This is a genomic window from Streptacidiphilus albus JL83, assembly GCF_000744705.1.
In the GTDB taxonomy this organism is placed as follows: domain Bacteria; phylum Actinomycetota; class Actinomycetes; order Streptomycetales; family Streptomycetaceae; genus Streptacidiphilus; species Streptacidiphilus albus.
In genome coordinates, this window is record NZ_JQML01000001.1 from 4142791 (window position 1) to 4158098 (window position 15308).

Consider the following 15308-nt stretch of genomic DNA (forward strand, 5'->3'; position numbering starts at 1 on the left):
TCGCGGTTCAGCCCGCGAGCGGTCGGCCGCTCAGGTCCAGGTGGCGGTCGAGGTCCAGGCCGAGCATCCGGATGGCGTTGCCGCGCATGATCTTGTAGATCACGTCCGGCGGCAGTCCGCCGACATGGTCGCGGGCGACCGCCTCGGTCTCCGGCCAGGTCGAGTCGACGTGCGGGTAGTCGGTCTCGAAGGTGATGTTGTCCACGCCCACGGTGTCGAGCGAGGCGATGCCGTGCTTGTCGCGGAAGAAGCAGGCGAAGATCTGCCGGTAGTAGTAGCTGGACGGCGGCTCCGGGACGATGTCGCGCACCCCGCCCCAGGCCCGGTGCTCGCGCCAGACGTCGTCGGCGCGCTCCAGGGCGTACGGGATCCAGCCCATCTGCCCCTCGCTGTAGGCCAGCTTCAACCGGGGGAAGCGCACCAGCACGCCGGAGAAGAGGAAGTCCGTCATCGAGGCCATGGCGTTGTTGAAGCTCAGCGTGGCCTGGACGGCCGGGGGCGCGTCCGGCGAGGCGGCCGGCATCTGCGAGGAGGAGCCGATGTGCATGCAGACCACGGTCCCGGTCGCCGCGCACTCGGCGAAGAACGGGTCCCAGTAGCCGCTGTGGATGCTGGGCAGACCCAGGTAGGTGGGGATCTCGCTGAAGCAGACGGCGCGGACGCCGCGCGCGGCGTTGCGCCGGATCTCGGCTGCGGCCAGTGCCACGTCCCAGAGCGGGATCAGGCAGAGCGGGATCAGTCGGCCGCCGCTGTCGCCGCACCACTCCTCCACCATCCAGTCGTTGTAGGCGCGGACGCAGGCCAGCGCGACCTCCTTGTCGTGCGCCTCGGCGAAGGTCTGGCCGCAGAAGCGGGGGAAGGTCGGGAAGCAGAGCGAGGCCTCGACATGGTTGTTCTCCATGTCGTCGATCCGGGCCTTGGGGTCCCAGCAGCCCCGGCGCATCTGCTCGCGGGTGATGCCCTCCAGGGTCATCTCGTCCCGGTCGAATCCGACGGCGGCGATGTTGCGCTTGTACGGGAACTGCAGGTCCTCGTAGATCCACCAGTCGGTGGGCGGCCCCTCCGGATCCATGGTGATCCGGTACTTGCCGCCGACGTAGGCGAGTTCGCCGATGCCCGCGCGCAGCGGCTTGGGGCCCCGGTCCCGGTACCTGGCCGGGAGCCAGGTCTCGAAGAGGTGGGCCGGCTCGATCACGTGGTCGTCGACGCTGACCACCATCGGCAGCGCCGACTCCGGCTCGGGCTGTGGCTCGGGCTGCGGCTCGGGGTGGTCCATGGGTCTCCCTCCGAGGTCCGGCTGCCCGAACCCTTTACCTGACGATCCGTCAGATTCAGACTAGTGACCCCGACAACGGGCGGCAAGCGCCCGGACGAGCGGGCGGGACAGGGGACGGCGATGAACGCGAGGCTCGACCGACTGCTCGACCCGGCCCGGTCCGCACTGGTGACCTGCGAGTGCCAGCAGGGGGTGCTCGGCGCGGACGCGGTCTTCCCGGCCCTGGCCGAGGCGGCGGCCGGGGTCGGACCGGACGGACTGGTGGCCCAGGTTCGGCGGCTGGGCGCGGCGGCCCGCGCCACCGGGGTGCCGGTGCTGCACTGCACCGCGCTGCGGCGGGCGGACGGACTCGCGGCCAACCGCAACGCCCTGCTGTTCGCGGCGGCGGCCAAGGCGGGACCGGGGCTGACCCCGGGCTCGGCGGCGGCCGGGCTGCACCCCGGGATCGGCGCCGACCCCGAGCGCGACCTGGTCCTGCCGCGACTGCACGGCCTCGGCCCGTTCCAGGAGACCGGCCTGGCCCCGGCACTGCGCAACCTCGGCGCCCGGACCGTGGTGTGCGTCGGGGTGTCGCTCAATGTCGCACTGCTGGAGCTGGTGCTCGGCCTGGTCGGGGCCGGATTCCAGGCGGTACTGCCCGCCGACGCCGTCGCCGGGACCCCGCCGGAGTACGCGGAGGCGGTGCTCCGGCACACCCTGGCCCTGGTGGCCACGGTGACCGACACGGCGGCGGTGCTCGACCGCTGGGGCGGCGCCCCGCCCCGACCGGCGGAGGAATCCTGAGCACGGCAGGGGCCCCGAACACGGCACGGGCCTTGAGCACGGCACGAGTCTTGAGCGCGGCACGAGTCTTGAGCGCGGGGCCGGGCACTCGTAGTCTCATCCAGTATCTGACAGATAGTCAGATCTCTGGAGGCCAGCCATGCCGAGTCCCGGATCCGCCGCCGCACGGATAGCCGATGCCCGCACCCTGTGGGAGCTGCTGGAGCGCCGGGCGGCGCAGACCCCGGACGCGCCCATGCTGCTGCAGGAGGTCTCCCCCGGGGTCGACCGCCGGCTGAGCTTCCGCGAGGTGCGCGACCGCGCCGAACGGGTCGCCGCCGGGCTGCACCGGGAGCAGGGGGTGGCCGAGGGCACCCGGGTCGCCTGGCAGCTGCCGACCCGGGTGGAGACCGTCGTCCTGTCGCTCGCCCTCGCCCGGCTGGGCGCGGTGCAGACCCCGGTGATCGCCATCTACCGGGGGGCCGAGGTCGGCCGGATCCTGCGCGAGTCCGAGGCCGAGCTGTTCCTCCTGCCGGGGCTGTGGCGCGGCTTCGACTACCGGAAACTGGCCGAGGAGCTGGTGGCCGGCCTCGACGCCCCGCCCCGGCTGCTGGTCGCCTACGAGGAGGCGGACCTGCCGGTCGGCGACCCGTCCGGACTGCCGCCGGCCCCCCGGGGCGACCTCGCCGACGACCGGGCGCCGGTCCGCTGGGTCTACTACACCTCCGGCATCACCGCCGCGCCCAAGGGCGCCCGGCACACCGACCGGACGCTGATCGCGGGCGGTGCGGGCCTGGCCGACGCGCTGGGGATGAGCCCGGCGGACGTCGGCTCGATCGCCTTCCCCTACGCCCACATCGGCGGCCCCGACTACCTGGTCACCATGCTGGTCCACGGCTTCCCGGCGCTGCTGGTCGAGTCCTTCGCACTGCCCGAGGTGCTGCCCGCGTACCGCCGCAACGGGGTCACCATGGCCGGCGGCAGCACCGCCTTCTACGCCGCCTTCCTGGCCGAGCAGCGGCGGCTGCCGTCCGGCGAGCGGCTGCTGCCGAGCCTGCGGATCATCTCCGGCGGCGGCGCGCCCCGGCCGCCGGAGATGTACCGGGAGGTCGCCGAGGAGCTGGGCTGCGTGCTCGCCCACGGCTACGGCATGACCGAGGCCCCGGCGATCTGCATGGGATCGCCGAGCGACACCCCCGAGCAGCTGGCCCACACCGAGGGCCACCCGGTGGCCGGGGTGGAGGTGCGGGTGGTGCGGCGCGAGGGCGGGGAGGCGGAGCCGGGCGAGGTCGGCGAGGTGTGGCTGCGCGGTCCGATGGTCTGCCGCGGCTACACCGATCCGGCACTGACCGCGCAGGCGTTCACCAGCGACGGCTGGTTCCGCACCGGGGACCTGGGCCGGCTCAGGCCCGACGGCCATGTGGTGCTCACCGGGCGGCTGAAGGACCTGATCATCCGCAAGGGCGAGAACATCGCCCCGCAGGAGATCGAGGACCTGATCTACCAGGACCCCAGGGTCGCCGGGGTGGCCGTGATCGGCCTGCCGGACCCGGTGCGCGGCGAGCGGGTCTGCGCCGTGGTCGAGCGGCGGCCGGGGACGGAGCCGCCGACCCTGGCCGAGCTGGCCGAACGGCTGCGCGCGGCCGGGCTGATGGCGCAGAAGATCCCCGAACAGCTGGAGATCGTCGACGCCCTGCCGCGGAACGACACGCTCCGCAAGGTGCTGAAGCACGAGCTGCGGGACATGTTCGCCGTTCTGCCCTGGTCGGATCCGCGCGGCTGAGCGCCTGCCGGGCGCTTCCCCGGCCCGCGCGACCTCCGGGCAACCGTTCCCCCGCCGTACGGCCATTCGAGCGTCATCCATTGGTATGAAAAACTCCACCGACTCCCAGGTAATCTCAAGGTAAGCACGCCTCCTGGATTCGCCCGTACGGCTGCGCACCTTGTCGACGGTTGCAACCCAGCGGTCATCGGATGCGTCTTCACCAGCGGATTCCGTCCAGTTGCCGTCCGTCCGACGGCTGCAGGCGACGGCGGGAGAGTCCGGAAGGGTTACCGATGAGTCTCACAGGAACGCCGTTCTTCGCCATCACCATCCTGATCGTGGTGCTGGCAGTGACCGGCATGATCGCCGTATGGAACCGGATACCCGGTCCCCACGCGGTACGAATAATCGGCAGGGTCGGTATGACCGTGCTCAGCCAGGCCGCAGCGGTGCTGATGGTGCTGGTGTACGTCAACAACAGCATGGGCCCCTTCTACGACAGTTGGGGCGATCTGTTCGGCAGCAACGCCACCGTTCAGATGAGCGCGACCGGCAACCAGACCGGGAAGCCCATCGGAGGCACCAAGCCGGGGACCGTCCAGGCGGACCCGCTCACCTTCAGCACCTACACGACGGGTGTGCTCAAGACCAAGGCCGTCGGCCCTGAGTCGCACATCAAGGGCAGCCTCTATGTCTGGCTGCCGCCGCAGTACAACCAGGCGCAGTTCGCCCACACCGAGTTCCCCGTGGTCGAACTGCTGCCCGGTACCCCCGGCACCCCGCAGACCTGGTTCGGCACCATGAAGGCCAACGACGAAATGGTCAAGCTCATGGGCGAGGGCAAGGTCAAGCCGATGATCCTGGTCGCCGCCACGCTGAACATGTTCGGCGGCGGCAACGACTCCGGCTGCGCCAACCTGCCCGGCAGCTACCAGACCGCGACCTGGCTGGCCAAGGACGTGCCGACGATGATCAAGGGCAACTTCCGGGCCGCGACCGACGCCAAGCACTGGGCGATCATGGGTTACTCGGCCGGCGGCTACTGCTCGGCCAACCTGACCGTCCAGTACCCGCAGTCCTTCCACGCCGCGGTCACCATGTCCGGCTACAACTACCCGGACGCGGCGGTCGTGCTCAAGGACCCGGCGCTGGCCAAGGCGAACAACCCGTACCTGCTGCTCAAGGACGCCAAGCAGCAGCCCGACATCGTGATCCTGGCAGCCGGCTCGCTCGGCGACCCCGGCACCATGCCGGACGCCCGGGCCCTGATCGGCGTGCTGCACAACCCCGGTCCCAGCCGGGTGATGCAGCTGGACCACGGCAGCCACACCACCGCCGTCTTCCAGACCATGCTGCCGGACTCGCTGGTCTGGATCTCCCAGCAGATCGCGGTCTGAGCCGCCGCCCGATCAGTTCGAGGCTCGCCCGATCACGTCAAGAACACGCCGCGGACCACACGTTCCGCGGCGTGTCCGTCGTCCCAGGGGCAGAAGCGGTCCCGGAACGCGGTCCGCAGCTTCACCGACTCCGGGCCCTCGGCCGAGCCGTCCAGCAGCACCCGCTGCAGCTCCTCCTGGGTGGTGGCGAACGGCCCTGGCGGCTCGGCCCGGAGGTCGAAGTAGACGCCGCGGATCCGCTGGTAGTCCTCCCAGTCCGGGGCGAAGACCACGATCGGGCGGTCCAGCACCGCGTAGTCGAACATCGCCGAGGAGTAGTCGGTGACCAGGACGTCCGCCGCCAGGTAGAGCTCCTCCACCGAGGGGTGGGCGGAGACGTCCAGCAGCTGCCCGGAGGCGCCGAGGTCCTGGCCCGCGTCCGCGTAGAAGTAGTGGGTGCGGACCAGCAGGGTGGTGTCCGGACCGAGCGCCGCCGCCAGCGCCGCCAGGTCCAGCGCCGGGACGTAGCCCGCCTGCTGCTCGCGGTGGGTGGGCGCGTACAGCACCACCCGGCGTCCCTCGGCGATGCCGAGCCGGCCCCGGATCTCCGCGGCCTCGGCCGGATCGGCGGCGGCCAGCCGGTCGTTGCGCGGGTAGCCGGTCTCCAGCACCCGGTAGCCGCCCGGGTAGGCGCTGCCGAAGGCCGCGGTGGAGTGCGGGTTGGGCGACACCAGGTAGTCCCAGCGGGCCACGTGCTCCAGCATCCGCTCGAAGTCCATGTCGCCGCCGGCCTCGGGCCGGTCCCGCAGGTCCAGGCCGAGCAGCTTCAGCGGGGTGCCGTGCTGGGTCTGCACATGCACCGAGCCGGGCCGCTTGGTCATGGTGTGCGGGAAGTTGACGTTGTTGACCAGGTACTTGGCGGTGGCCATGGCCCGGAAGTAGGCCGGCGTGTTGGCCAGCACGTACGGGACGCCGTCCGGCAGCGCGGCGGCCTGGGCCCGGGTCTCGACCACCCACACCCCCCGTACCTGCGGGGCGAGTTCGCGGGCCGCGCGGTAGATCGCGGCCGGGTTGCAGGCGAAGCCCCGGTACCAGTAGGCCGCGTAGACCGCGAGCCGTTCGTCCAGCGGCAGCCGCCGGTACGCCCCGTACAGGCTGCGCCGGGCGGCGCCGCGGACCACCTTGCGCGCGCCGTTGCGCAGGGTGCGCGGCAGCGCCTGCAGCGGGCGCAGCTGCTGGTACGCGCCCCAGGCGTCGCGGTCCACCAGCCGGTACTGGACGCCGCGCAGCCCGCCCGGGTAGCCGTAGCCGGCCGGACGGTGCCGGCGGAAGTGCTCGGCGGTGCGGTGGAAGAAGTCGCGCCGCAGCTCGGCCGGGACCAGCCCGGGCGTGTCCAGGATGGTCACCGCCTGCTTGACGGTGCGGTCGAAGACCAGCCGCCGCAGCTCGGCCGGGACCGGGCGGCCCTCGGCCGCGCGCCGGTCCAGGAAGGCGAAGATCGCGTCGTACTGGGCGAAGGCGTCGACGTGCTTGGGCGAGGCGGTGTTGGTGATCGCGCCCTCGCGCTGCCGCCGGTAGAAGTAGCAGTCCCGGTCGAGGTAGCCGATCCGCTCGGCGGCCAGCAGCAGCGGGTAGGTGACCGAGATGTCCTCGTAGTAGCCGCTGCCGAAGCGGACGTCGAGCCCGAGCAGGAACTCCCGGCGGACCACCTTGTTCCAGACCGCGAGGATCATCTGCAGCAGCCCCGGCCGCTCGGCCAGGGTGAACGAGGCCGGGACGCCGTCGAGCAGCCGGCGCCAGGTGTCGGGCTCGGTGCTGCCGTCGGGGAAGATCCGGGCGAAGCCGGTGACCAGCACGTCCGGGCGGTCGGCGGCGAGCCGGTCGGCGACCGCCGGGAGCGCGCCCTCGGCCAGCCAGTCGTCGCTGTCGACGAACCAGACGTACTCGCCGGTGGCCTCGGCCAGCCCGGCCTCGCGGGCCCCGCCGAGGCCGCGGTTCTCGGTGAGGTGCAGCACGGTCAGCCGGGCATCGCGGGCGGCGTAGGCGTCCAGGATCGCGCCGCTGCCGTCGGGCGAGCAGTCGTCCACGGCGATCACCTGCAGCGTGACGCCGGCCGGGAGGTCGGCGGCGAGGACCGAGTCCAGGCAGCGCGGCAGGTAGTCGGCGACGCCGTACACCGGCAGGACGAGGCTGAGGCTGAGGGTGGCTGCTGGGTTCACGAGAACCGAGCCTACTGCTCCGCTTCCGCGCGGACGGGACGGGCCGGCTCAGGCCGGGCGGGCCAGCGGACGGGGCACCGGCGCGGCGGTGGCGGAGGCGACGTCGGGGTGGATGTCGAAGAGCCGGCGCAGGCCGAGCGCGGTGAACACCCGGTGCACATGGCCGGCCTGTCCGGCCTCGGCCCCGGGCGGGGCCGGCGGCAGCACCAGCCGCAGCTCGCCCCCGCAGGAGCGCAGCAGCCGCCGGGCCCCGATCAGCACGCCGATGCCGCTGGAGTCGCAGAACCGCACCCCGCCGAGGTCGATCACGATCCGCCGCTGCCCCTCGGCCACCAGCCGGTGCGCCTCCGCCCGGATCCGACCGCCCGACACCAGGTCGATCTCACCCACGGCGCGCAGCACGGTCCAGCTCTCGCACGCCTCGGAACTCACTGTCAGTGTCGTCACGCCGAGCCACGATTCTGAGATTGTCGGGACAGGACCATTCAGGATCAGTCACGAACAGTCGTGACACCTGATCAGGTTACCCGCGAACTTGGACCAACCGGATGCGCGGCCCCCTGACCGGGCGATAGATTCGAGAGCACGACCGGCCCGTCCGCGCACCGGCATCCAGGGGGAGGCGGCGCCATGGCAGCATCGGCCCCGCTTCGCTGGGACCGCCGGATCCAGCGTCGGCTGGTCCGCGGCGAGGAGTCCGCACTCGGCGAGCTCTACGACCAATTCGCGCCGCTGGTCCACGGGTTGGCGCTCCGGGTGCTGGCCGACCCGGAGGCCGCGGAGCAGATCACCCGCGAGGTCTTCGCCCAGGTCTGGGAGCACCCCGAGGAATTCGACCCGGCCTCCGGCTCCATGCGCTCCTGGATCGGCACCCTCACCCACCGGCGCGCCGTGCACCGGCTGCGGCCGGAGCAGGGCCCGGCCGAGGGCGCCGGGGAGCAGGAGGGGCCGGGCCCGCCGGCCCGGAGGAGGAGGCCCTGGCCGCGGCCACGGCCGCGCGGGTCCAGCACATCGTCGCCGGGCTGCCGCAGACCCTGCGGGAGACCCTGCTGCTCACCTACTTCGGTGGCCGCACCTACCGGCAGGCCGCCAAGGAGCTGGGGATCACCCCGGCCGGCGCCAAGCACCGGATGCGGCTCGGGCTGCAGTTGCTGGCCACCGCCCTCGCCTCGGAACCCGTCCGGTGACCACCGACTGCTCCCCCTCCCCCGCACCGTCCCCGGGCGCGCCGCTGGACCACGGGACCCTGCGCGGGCTGCTCGGCGCCTGGGCCCTGGACGCCTGCTCCGACGAGGAGTCGGCCCAGGTCGAGGCGCACCGCACGGTCTGCCGGAGCTGCTCCGAGGAGGCGTCCCGGCTGCGCAACGCGGCCGGCTGGCTCTCCGCCGACGAACCGCTCGACCCGGATCCCAAGCTGCGTGGATCGGTGCTGGCCCGGGCCCTCGCCCGCCGCGCGCCGCGATTCCCGGTGCCCGGCTACACGGAGGTCTACATCGCCGAGACCGCCCGGCTCGACGCGCTCCTGCGCGACCTGGGCGAACCGGACTGGCGGGAGTCGGCCGAGCTGCGCTGGCACAGCGGCTCCGAACTGCTGCGCCCGGCCGAGGTGCTGTGCCATCTGACGGCTGTGGACGGCCTGCTGGCGGTGGCCCTCGGGCTGCCCGACCCCAGTGCCGGCGCCGGCCTCGGCGAGCGCACCGCGCTGCTGCGGGAGCGCTCGCTCCGGCGCTCGCCGGAGTCCGTCCGCGCCCAGTGGCGGGCGCAGACCCGCGCCGTGGTGGCCACCGCCGCCCTGGCCGAGGCCCTGGACGAGGATGACCGGGCGGGCCCGGGCCCCGCCGGCGACGTGCCGGTGGACTACGGCGCCTTCCGGATCCCGGTCCGCACGGCCTTCCTCGACCGGGCCTTCGAGTGCTGGATCCACGCCGACGACATCGCCGAGGCGGTCGGCTACCCCTACGACCCGCCGCGCAGCTCCCATCTGCGGCAGTTGATCGGACTGGCGGCGCAGTTGCTGCCGACCGCCCTCGCTGCGCTCCGGGCTGCCGGCAACGCCTCGCTGACCGCCTGGCAGGACCCGGCCTTCGGCGACCCGCGCGGTCCGCGCGCGGTGCGGCTGATCATCGAGGGCCGGGGCAGCGGCGAGTGGCTGGTCCCGCTGGAGGCCGACGCCCCCGTTCCGCCGCCGGACACCGAGCCGGTGGCGGTGCTGGCCGTCGACGGCGTCGAGTTCTGCCACCTCGCCGCGGCGCACCGCGACGCGGACCGGCTGCCCTGCGGCATCACCGGCGACCGCGCCGCCGCGCGCGACCTGCTGCACGCCGTCCGACTGCTCTCCCGGCCCTGAGCCTGAACGGCCCTGAACCTGCCCTGCCCGGGCCGGGCCCGGCTCAGGTGAAGACGACCGTCCGGCTGCCGTTGAGCAGCACCCGGTGCTCGGCGTGCCACTTCACCGCGCGGGCCAGCGCCTGGCACTCGACGTCCCGGCCCAGCGCGACCAGTCGCTCCGGGGTCACGTCGTGGCGGACCCGGACGACCTCCTGCTCGATGATCGGCCCCTCGTCCAGCTGCGCGGTCACATAGTGCGCGGTGGCGCCGATCAGCTTCACGCCCCGGGCGTGCGCCTGGTGGTAGGGCTTCGCGCCCTTGAAGCTCGGCAGGAACGAGTGGTGGATGTTGATCGCCCTGCCCTCCAACTGCTTGCACAGGTTGTCCGAGAGCACCTGCATGTAGCGGGCCAGCACCACCAGGTCGACCTGCTCGCGGTCGACCAGCTCCAGCAGCGCGGCCTCGGCCTCGGACTTGGTGTCGGCAGTCACCGGGATGTGGTGGAACGGCACCCCGTAGGAGGCGGCCAGCTCACGGAAGTCGGTGTGGTTGGACACCACGCCGACGACGTCCACCGGCAGCGCCCCGCTGCTCGCCCGGAACAGCAGGTCGTTCAGGCAGTGGCCGAACTTGCTGACCAGCAGCAGCATCCGGGTGCGCTCACTGCTGGGGTGGATCTGCCAGTCCATCCGGAAGGCGTCCCCGGTGGCGGCGAAGCTGGCGCGCAGCTTCTCGGCGGTGACCGGGGCCTCCGCGGAGAAGTGCACCCGCATGAAGAACAGCCCCTCGCCGTCGGGCGCCGAACCGTCGCCGAACTGCTGGCTGTCGATGATGTTGCAGCCGGTACGGAAGAGGTAGCTGGACACGGCGTGCACAATGCCCTGCTTGTCCGGGCAGGACAGGGTCAGAACGTACTGGCTCGTACTCGGCTGCTGCGGTGCCACCAGGGAGTCCTCTCGCGTCGCGCTCGCTCGTCGGAGAACCCAGCCTGCCACAGCAGCAAGCGGCCTTGTTCGGAACGCTCGAAGTGTGGGCGCGAACCAACGCCTACTGGCCGCCGGAGCGGGTCATGATGGCGAGGACCTCCAGCGAACGCGGTGGGAGGTCGGGGTCCTCGCCGTCGTTCAGCGAGAGCCGGAGGTGGGCGTCGCGGCAGGCGCGGACCGCCTCCGGCCAGGCCTCGTGCTGGAGGTAGGCGTAGGACGGGGCGTCCGGGCCGACCTGGTGCAGGATGCGCAGCACCCGGAGCACCGCCGCGTCCACCAGGGCGGCCTCGGTGGTGTCGCGGAAGATCGTGCCGACGTACTTCTCGCCGGACCAGCGGTCCAGCCAGGTGTCCTCGACCAGGCGGTAGACGGCATCGGTGACGTCGCCGTAGCCTTCGCGGCCGAGCACCCAGCACTCGTGCTGGAACGCGGGGTCGCCGAGCATGTGCAGGGCTGAACGGACCCGGGCCCGCCAGCGCCACCAGGGGATGTCATTGAGCGGCATAGCGCCCATGCTGGCGGAGCGGGTGCCCTTTCGAGAAGAGCTGGACGAAGCCTGCGGCGAACCGTGATGTGAAACCTGCATAGTGATCGATCCTACGTTCGATCCGACCGGTCGCCCGTCGCGGTCTCAGAGCTGGATCGACGAGCGCCTGGGCATGCCGGTCGCGTCCGCGATGCTGTTCCACAGCTCCGACGCCTTCGCCTTGTCGGCGGACGCCATGCCGCTGGCGGCATCGCCCTCCGAGAGCTCGCCGCCCGCCTTGGGCTGGTGCTTGTGGGCGCAGCTGGACTTGGACTGACCGGCCCAGGCCGCGTAGTGGGCGTCCGCGTCGGCCGACGCCTGCCAGCCCTCCCGCAGCACCTTGACCAGCTCGCCGCCGTCCGGCAGGGCGTCGGTCTGCAGCGTGCCCAACTGCTGGATCAGCTGCCGGCGCAGCCCGGCCGCGGTGTTCAGGTCCTGCTGCGACTGCGCCAGGCTCTGGCAGCCCTTGACGTTGCCGACCGCCGTGATCACCGCGGAGCGGCCGTTGGAGGCCGTGGCCAGCAGGTCGGACAGGGCCTGGGCCTGGATCTTCTCCTGGGCGTTCGAGGCGCCGGAGGCCGAGGCCGAGGCGCTGGCCCCGGCGCCGGTGCTGGCCTGGGCGGGGGTGTCGCCGCCGTCGAACATCGCGGCGGCGCCGATGCCGATCACCGCGCAGGCGGCGATCGCGATGGCGGCGATGGTCCGGTTGGAGATCCGTCTACCGCCAGATCCGGACCTGGCCCCCGCCCCGCTCTCCCGGACGCCGCCCTGGCCGCCCTGGCCGCCCTGGCCGCCGGTCGGCTGGGTGCCGTACTGCGGCTGCTGGACCGGCTGGCTCTGCTGGGTGTAGCCCTGCTGCTGGCCGTAGGTCGGCTGACCGTAACCGGACGGGGCGGGCTCGTAGGACGGCTGCTGCTGGTACCCGCCGCCGTAGCCGGGCTGCTGCGGCTGCCACTGCTGGAGCGCCGTCGGGGCCGTCGCCCCGGGAGCGCCGGGGCCACCGGGGCCGCCCGCGCCGCCCGGCGCGGCCGGGAACGGCGGCAGGAACTGGGTCGACGCCTCGCCGCCGGAGCTGTTCGGGTCCGGCAGGCCGTGCGGCGGCAGCGGCAGCACGCCGGTGGGGTCGCCGAAGTACTCCGGCTCACCGCTGGCCTGGTGGCCCTGCGCGTCCCACGGAATCGGCTCCTGCGAGGAGTGCAGCACCTCGCCGGGGATCGTCCCGGGCATCGGCCCGGGACCGGTCTGCGGCTCGGGGCGGAAGAGGTCCTCGGGGGTCAACTCGTCGAAGTTGGGGCGGCGGTGATTCAACGCGATTCCTCACTTCGCCCGGCATGGGCGGCACTGCCCCCGCACCCGCGCGGGACAACTTGTCAGAACAGCGGCCCACGCTACCTGTTCACCCGGGCGGGTGGCCACGCACCCACCCGATTGACACCTGCCGTTCCCCTCCGCTCCGCACGGCGGTGGACCGGTTCCGGCCACCGCCCCGGAACCGGTCGGGCACCGGTCTCGACCCTGTCTCAGCCCCTGTCCCAAGCGCTGCCTCAGGCCGCCGCCTCGGCCACCGTCCGGGCCTGGAACTCGCGCACCGCCCGCTGCTCCCGGTACGGCTCCAGCCTGCGGCGGAAGTCGTCCAGGTACTCCGCACCGCGGGCCGAGCGCAGACCCGCCATCAACTCGACGGCCCGCACACCGGTGTCGCACGCCTGCTCCAGATCGCGCAGCTGCAGCTGCGCGGTCGCCAGCAGCACCAGGTCCACCGCCCGCCGCCGGACCCGCTCCTCCGGATGGGCCTTCAGCGCCTCCTCCGCCTGCCGGGCGGCCTGCCGGGGCTGCTCCAGATCCCGGTGGCAGTGCGCCAGTTCGTCGGCGAGATAGGCCCGGTCGAAGTGCGCGATCCAGTCCGGGTCCTCCTCCGGACGGCTGTGCTCCATCGCCTCCGCGGCCCGGCCGGCCACCACCTGGCAGGACCTGGCGTCGCCCAGCAGCGCGTGGCCGCGCGCCTCCGCCACGTAGAACAGCGACATCGCCGTGGGCGTGGCCGCGCCCCGCGCACCCTCCTGCGCGGCGCGGGCGAGTTGGGCGATCTCCCGGGGGTTGCCGAGGTTCGCCGCGAGGTGGCTCATCGAGGCGGCCAGGACGTACGCCCCGTAGGCCCGGTCCCCGGCCGCCTGCGCCAGCCGCAGCGCCTGGATGTAGTAGCGCTGCGCCAGGCCGGGTTGGCCGGTGTCGATCGCCATGTACCCGGCCAGTTCGGTGAGTCGGGCGACCGCCGAGAACAGCCGCCGCCCGGTCTCCTCCCGGTAGGAGCCGGAGAGCAGGCCGGAGACCACGCTGTTGAGGTAGTGGACGACGACGGGCCGCACATGCCCGCTGCCGAAGCGGTGGTCCAGCTCGACCAGCATCGAGGTGGTGGCGCGCACCGCGTCGACGTCGGCGCCGCCGACCCGGGGGCCGCCGGCCCGGGCGACCTGCTCGTCGACCCCGGTGATCAGCCAGTCGCGACTGGGCTCCACCAGCGCGGAGGCGGCCACCGAGCTACCGGTGAGGAAGTCCCGCCGGCCCACGTCACTGCGCCACAGCTCGCACACCTGCTCCACGGCGCCGCCGAGACTGGCCGAGAAGTGCAGCCCGATGCTGGAGGAGATGGACTTGCCGTCGGCCATGCCGATCTCGTCCACGCTGACCGAGCGTCCGAGTTTGCGGCCGATCGCCTCGGCGATGACCGCCGGGGCCTGGCCCCGGGGTTGCTGGCCGCGCAGCCAGCGGGCCACCGAGGTCTTGTCGTAGCGCAGGTCGAGGGCGTGTTCCGCGCCGCAGAGGTTGACCCGGCGGGCAAGCCCCGCATTGGAGCACCCGGCCTCCTGAATCAGCGACTGGAGCCGTTCGTTGGGCTGTCGTGCAACCAGCGGTCTGGCGGCCATGAGGGTGCCTCCCCCTTGAGCGAACGCGACTTCCGAGAGACTGGGACACGGGTGGAATCCCTCGTTGTGTCACGGCAATTGAGACATTCTGTCCAGCGTAGCGATCGGCCCCGGATAAGAGATACCCGTCGCAGGCCCCCGCACCCCACATGCGCCCCCGTCAGTGCATCGACGCGCCCCCTGTGGTCGACTTTTACCGATCAGACCGTAACCGGTCAAGCCGCTGCCAGTTGTGCAGAGCGTGGAAGACACCCTGGGAGCCGTTCGGCCTGCTGGACCGACGCAAGACACCGCCCGTGACCTGCTCATCAACGCGGCCGTGCGGTACGCGGAAGAACGTCACTGGGAGGTCGCGCCGGGGACCTGGCTGATCGAGGACGACGGGCCGCTGCGCTGCTCGTGCGGCGACCTCTCCTGCCCCGCCCCCGGCGCGCACCCCGCGACCCGCGAGTGGACCCGCAAGGCGAGCGCCGGACCGGGCGTGGTCCGCCGCTGGTGGACCGACAACCCGCTGGCCTCGATCCTGCTGCCGACCGGCCGCACCTTCGACGCCATCGACGTGCCGGAGATCGCCGGCTGCCTGGCGCTGGCCCGGATGGAGCGGATGGGCCTCCAGCTCGGACCGGTGCTGGCCATGCCCGGCAGCAGCTCGGGCGGGCCGGGGCGCGGCCGGCGGCTGCTGTTCCTGGTGCTGCCCGGATCGCTGCCCAAGCTGCCGGAGCTGCTGCGCCGGCTGGGCTGGGGCCCCGGCCGGCTGGACCTGATCGGCCACGGCGAGGGCGGCTGGGTGGTCGCCCCGCCGACCCGGGTCGGCGGCTACGGCTTCGCCCAGTGGGCCCGCGAGCCCACCGCGCTGAACCGCTGGCTGCCCGAGGCGACCGAGCTGATCAACCCCATCGCCTACGCCTGCGGCCGCGAGGCCCCGCTGACCTCCGTGGTCCGGTAGCGGCATGGTCCGGTAGCGACGCGGCCCGGTAGCGACGCGGTCCGCCGGTACGGCGATCCCTGCGGCCTCCTGCGGTCGGACCTCCGACGCCCTTTCCCGGCGTCCGGGGTCCGACCGCAGGAGGCCGTCGTGCTGCTCCCCGGGCTGCTCCCCGGAGGGTGGGAACTACCCAGCCGGCCGAGTGGAAAAGCCCCACTTTC

General features: G+C 72.8%; 13 protein-coding genes and 1 pseudogene. 7 read left to right on the plus strand and 7 right to left on the minus strand.

Features of this window, described 5'->3' with window-relative positions; genetic code table 11:
• Positions 1-7: 7 nt before the first annotated feature.
• Complete coding sequence (locus BS75_RS17815) at positions 8-1276, minus strand: amidohydrolase family protein (RefSeq protein WP_042438164.1); 1269 nt, start codon at positions 1274-1276, stop codon at positions 8-10.
• Between the two features lie 63 nt (positions 1277-1339).
• On the opposite strand from BS75_RS17815, the gene BS75_RS17820 reads away from it, so the two are divergent.
• The 3 genes from BS75_RS17820 (at position 1340) to BS75_RS17830 (ending at position 5200) form a co-directional block, all read left to right on the plus strand.
• Positions 1340-2059, plus strand: coding sequence for a cysteine hydrolase family protein (locus BS75_RS17820; RefSeq protein ID WP_231607814.1), 720 nt, complete (start codon positions 1340-1342; stop codon positions 2057-2059).
• Positions 2060-2198: 139 nt separating this feature from the next.
• Entirely contained in the window at positions 2199-3821 is a 1623-nt protein-coding gene (locus BS75_RS17825; RefSeq protein ID WP_034088946.1) for a class I adenylate-forming enzyme family protein, read from the plus strand.
• Between the two features lie 275 nt (positions 3822-4096).
• Positions 4097-5200 carry an alpha/beta hydrolase gene (locus BS75_RS17830; protein ID WP_052069511.1) on the plus strand — a complete coding sequence of 368 codons (1104 nt, stop codon included), beginning with the start codon at positions 4097-4099 and terminating at the stop codon, positions 5198-5200.
• A 32-nt stretch (positions 5201-5232) separates the two neighbouring features.
• On the opposite strand, the gene BS75_RS17835 is transcribed toward BS75_RS17830, so the two are convergent.
• Positions 5233-7398 (minus strand): bifunctional glycosyltransferase/CDP-glycerol:glycerophosphate glycerophosphotransferase, encoded by a 2166-nt coding sequence (locus BS75_RS17835; RefSeq protein WP_052069512.1) that lies wholly within the window; start codon positions 7396-7398, stop codon positions 5233-5235.
• Between the two features lie 48 nt (positions 7399-7446).
• The gene (locus tag BS75_RS17840) at positions 7447-7845 is read right to left on the minus strand and encodes an STAS domain-containing protein (protein WP_231607815.1); all 399 of its coding nucleotides are present in this window, start codon (positions 7843-7845) and stop codon (positions 7447-7449) included.
• Positions 7846-8028: 183 nt separating this feature from the next.
• Between BS75_RS17840 and BS75_RS51920 the strand changes: the two are divergent.
• From BS75_RS51920 to BS75_RS17850, 3 genes and pseudogenes are all read left to right on the plus strand, one after another.
• A pseudogene (locus BS75_RS51920) lies at positions 8029-8247 on the plus strand (sigma factor); the annotation flags it as partial.
• Positions 8248-8447: 200 nt separating this feature from the next.
• Positions 8448-8585 (plus strand): sigma factor-like helix-turn-helix DNA-binding protein, encoded by a 138-nt coding sequence (locus BS75_RS51925; RefSeq protein ID WP_331281471.1) that lies wholly within the window; start codon positions 8448-8450, stop codon positions 8583-8585.
• A complete protein-coding gene (locus tag BS75_RS17850; protein ID WP_042438168.1) occupies positions 8582-9745 on the plus strand; it encodes a hypothetical protein in 1164 nt (387 codons plus the stop codon). The genes BS75_RS51925 and BS75_RS17850 overlap by 4 nt, the downstream gene beginning before the upstream one ends.
• Positions 9746-9788: 43 nt before the next feature.
• On the opposite strand, the gene purU is transcribed toward BS75_RS17850, so the two are convergent.
• The 4 genes from purU to BS75_RS17870 form a co-directional block, all read right to left on the minus strand.
• A complete protein-coding gene (gene purU, locus BS75_RS17855) occupies positions 9789-10670 on the minus strand; it encodes a formyltetrahydrofolate deformylase (RefSeq protein WP_231607816.1) in 882 nt (293 codons plus the stop codon).
• Positions 10671-10773: 103 nt separating this feature from the next.
• Positions 10774-11217, minus strand: coding sequence for an SCO4402 family protein (locus BS75_RS17860; protein ID WP_408022541.1), 444 nt, complete (start codon positions 11215-11217; stop codon positions 10774-10776).
• Positions 11218-11343: 126 nt separating this feature from the next.
• On the minus strand, positions 11344-12546 hold the full coding sequence (locus BS75_RS44450) for a hypothetical protein (RefSeq protein WP_052069513.1): 1203 nt from the start codon (positions 12544-12546) through the stop codon (positions 11344-11346).
• 236 nt (positions 12547-12782) lie between these two features.
• Entirely contained in the window at positions 12783-14162 is a 1380-nt protein-coding gene (locus BS75_RS17870) for an efflux RND transporter permease subunit (protein WP_034088949.1), read from the minus strand.
• A 241-nt stretch (positions 14163-14403) separates the two neighbouring features.
• Here BS75_RS17870 and BS75_RS17875 point away from each other — a divergent pair, with 241 nt between their 5' ends.
• Complete coding sequence (locus BS75_RS17875) at positions 14404-15108, plus strand: bifunctional DNA primase/polymerase (protein ID WP_034093270.1); 705 nt, start codon at positions 14404-14406, stop codon at positions 15106-15108.
• Positions 15109-15308: the final 200 nt, after the last annotated feature.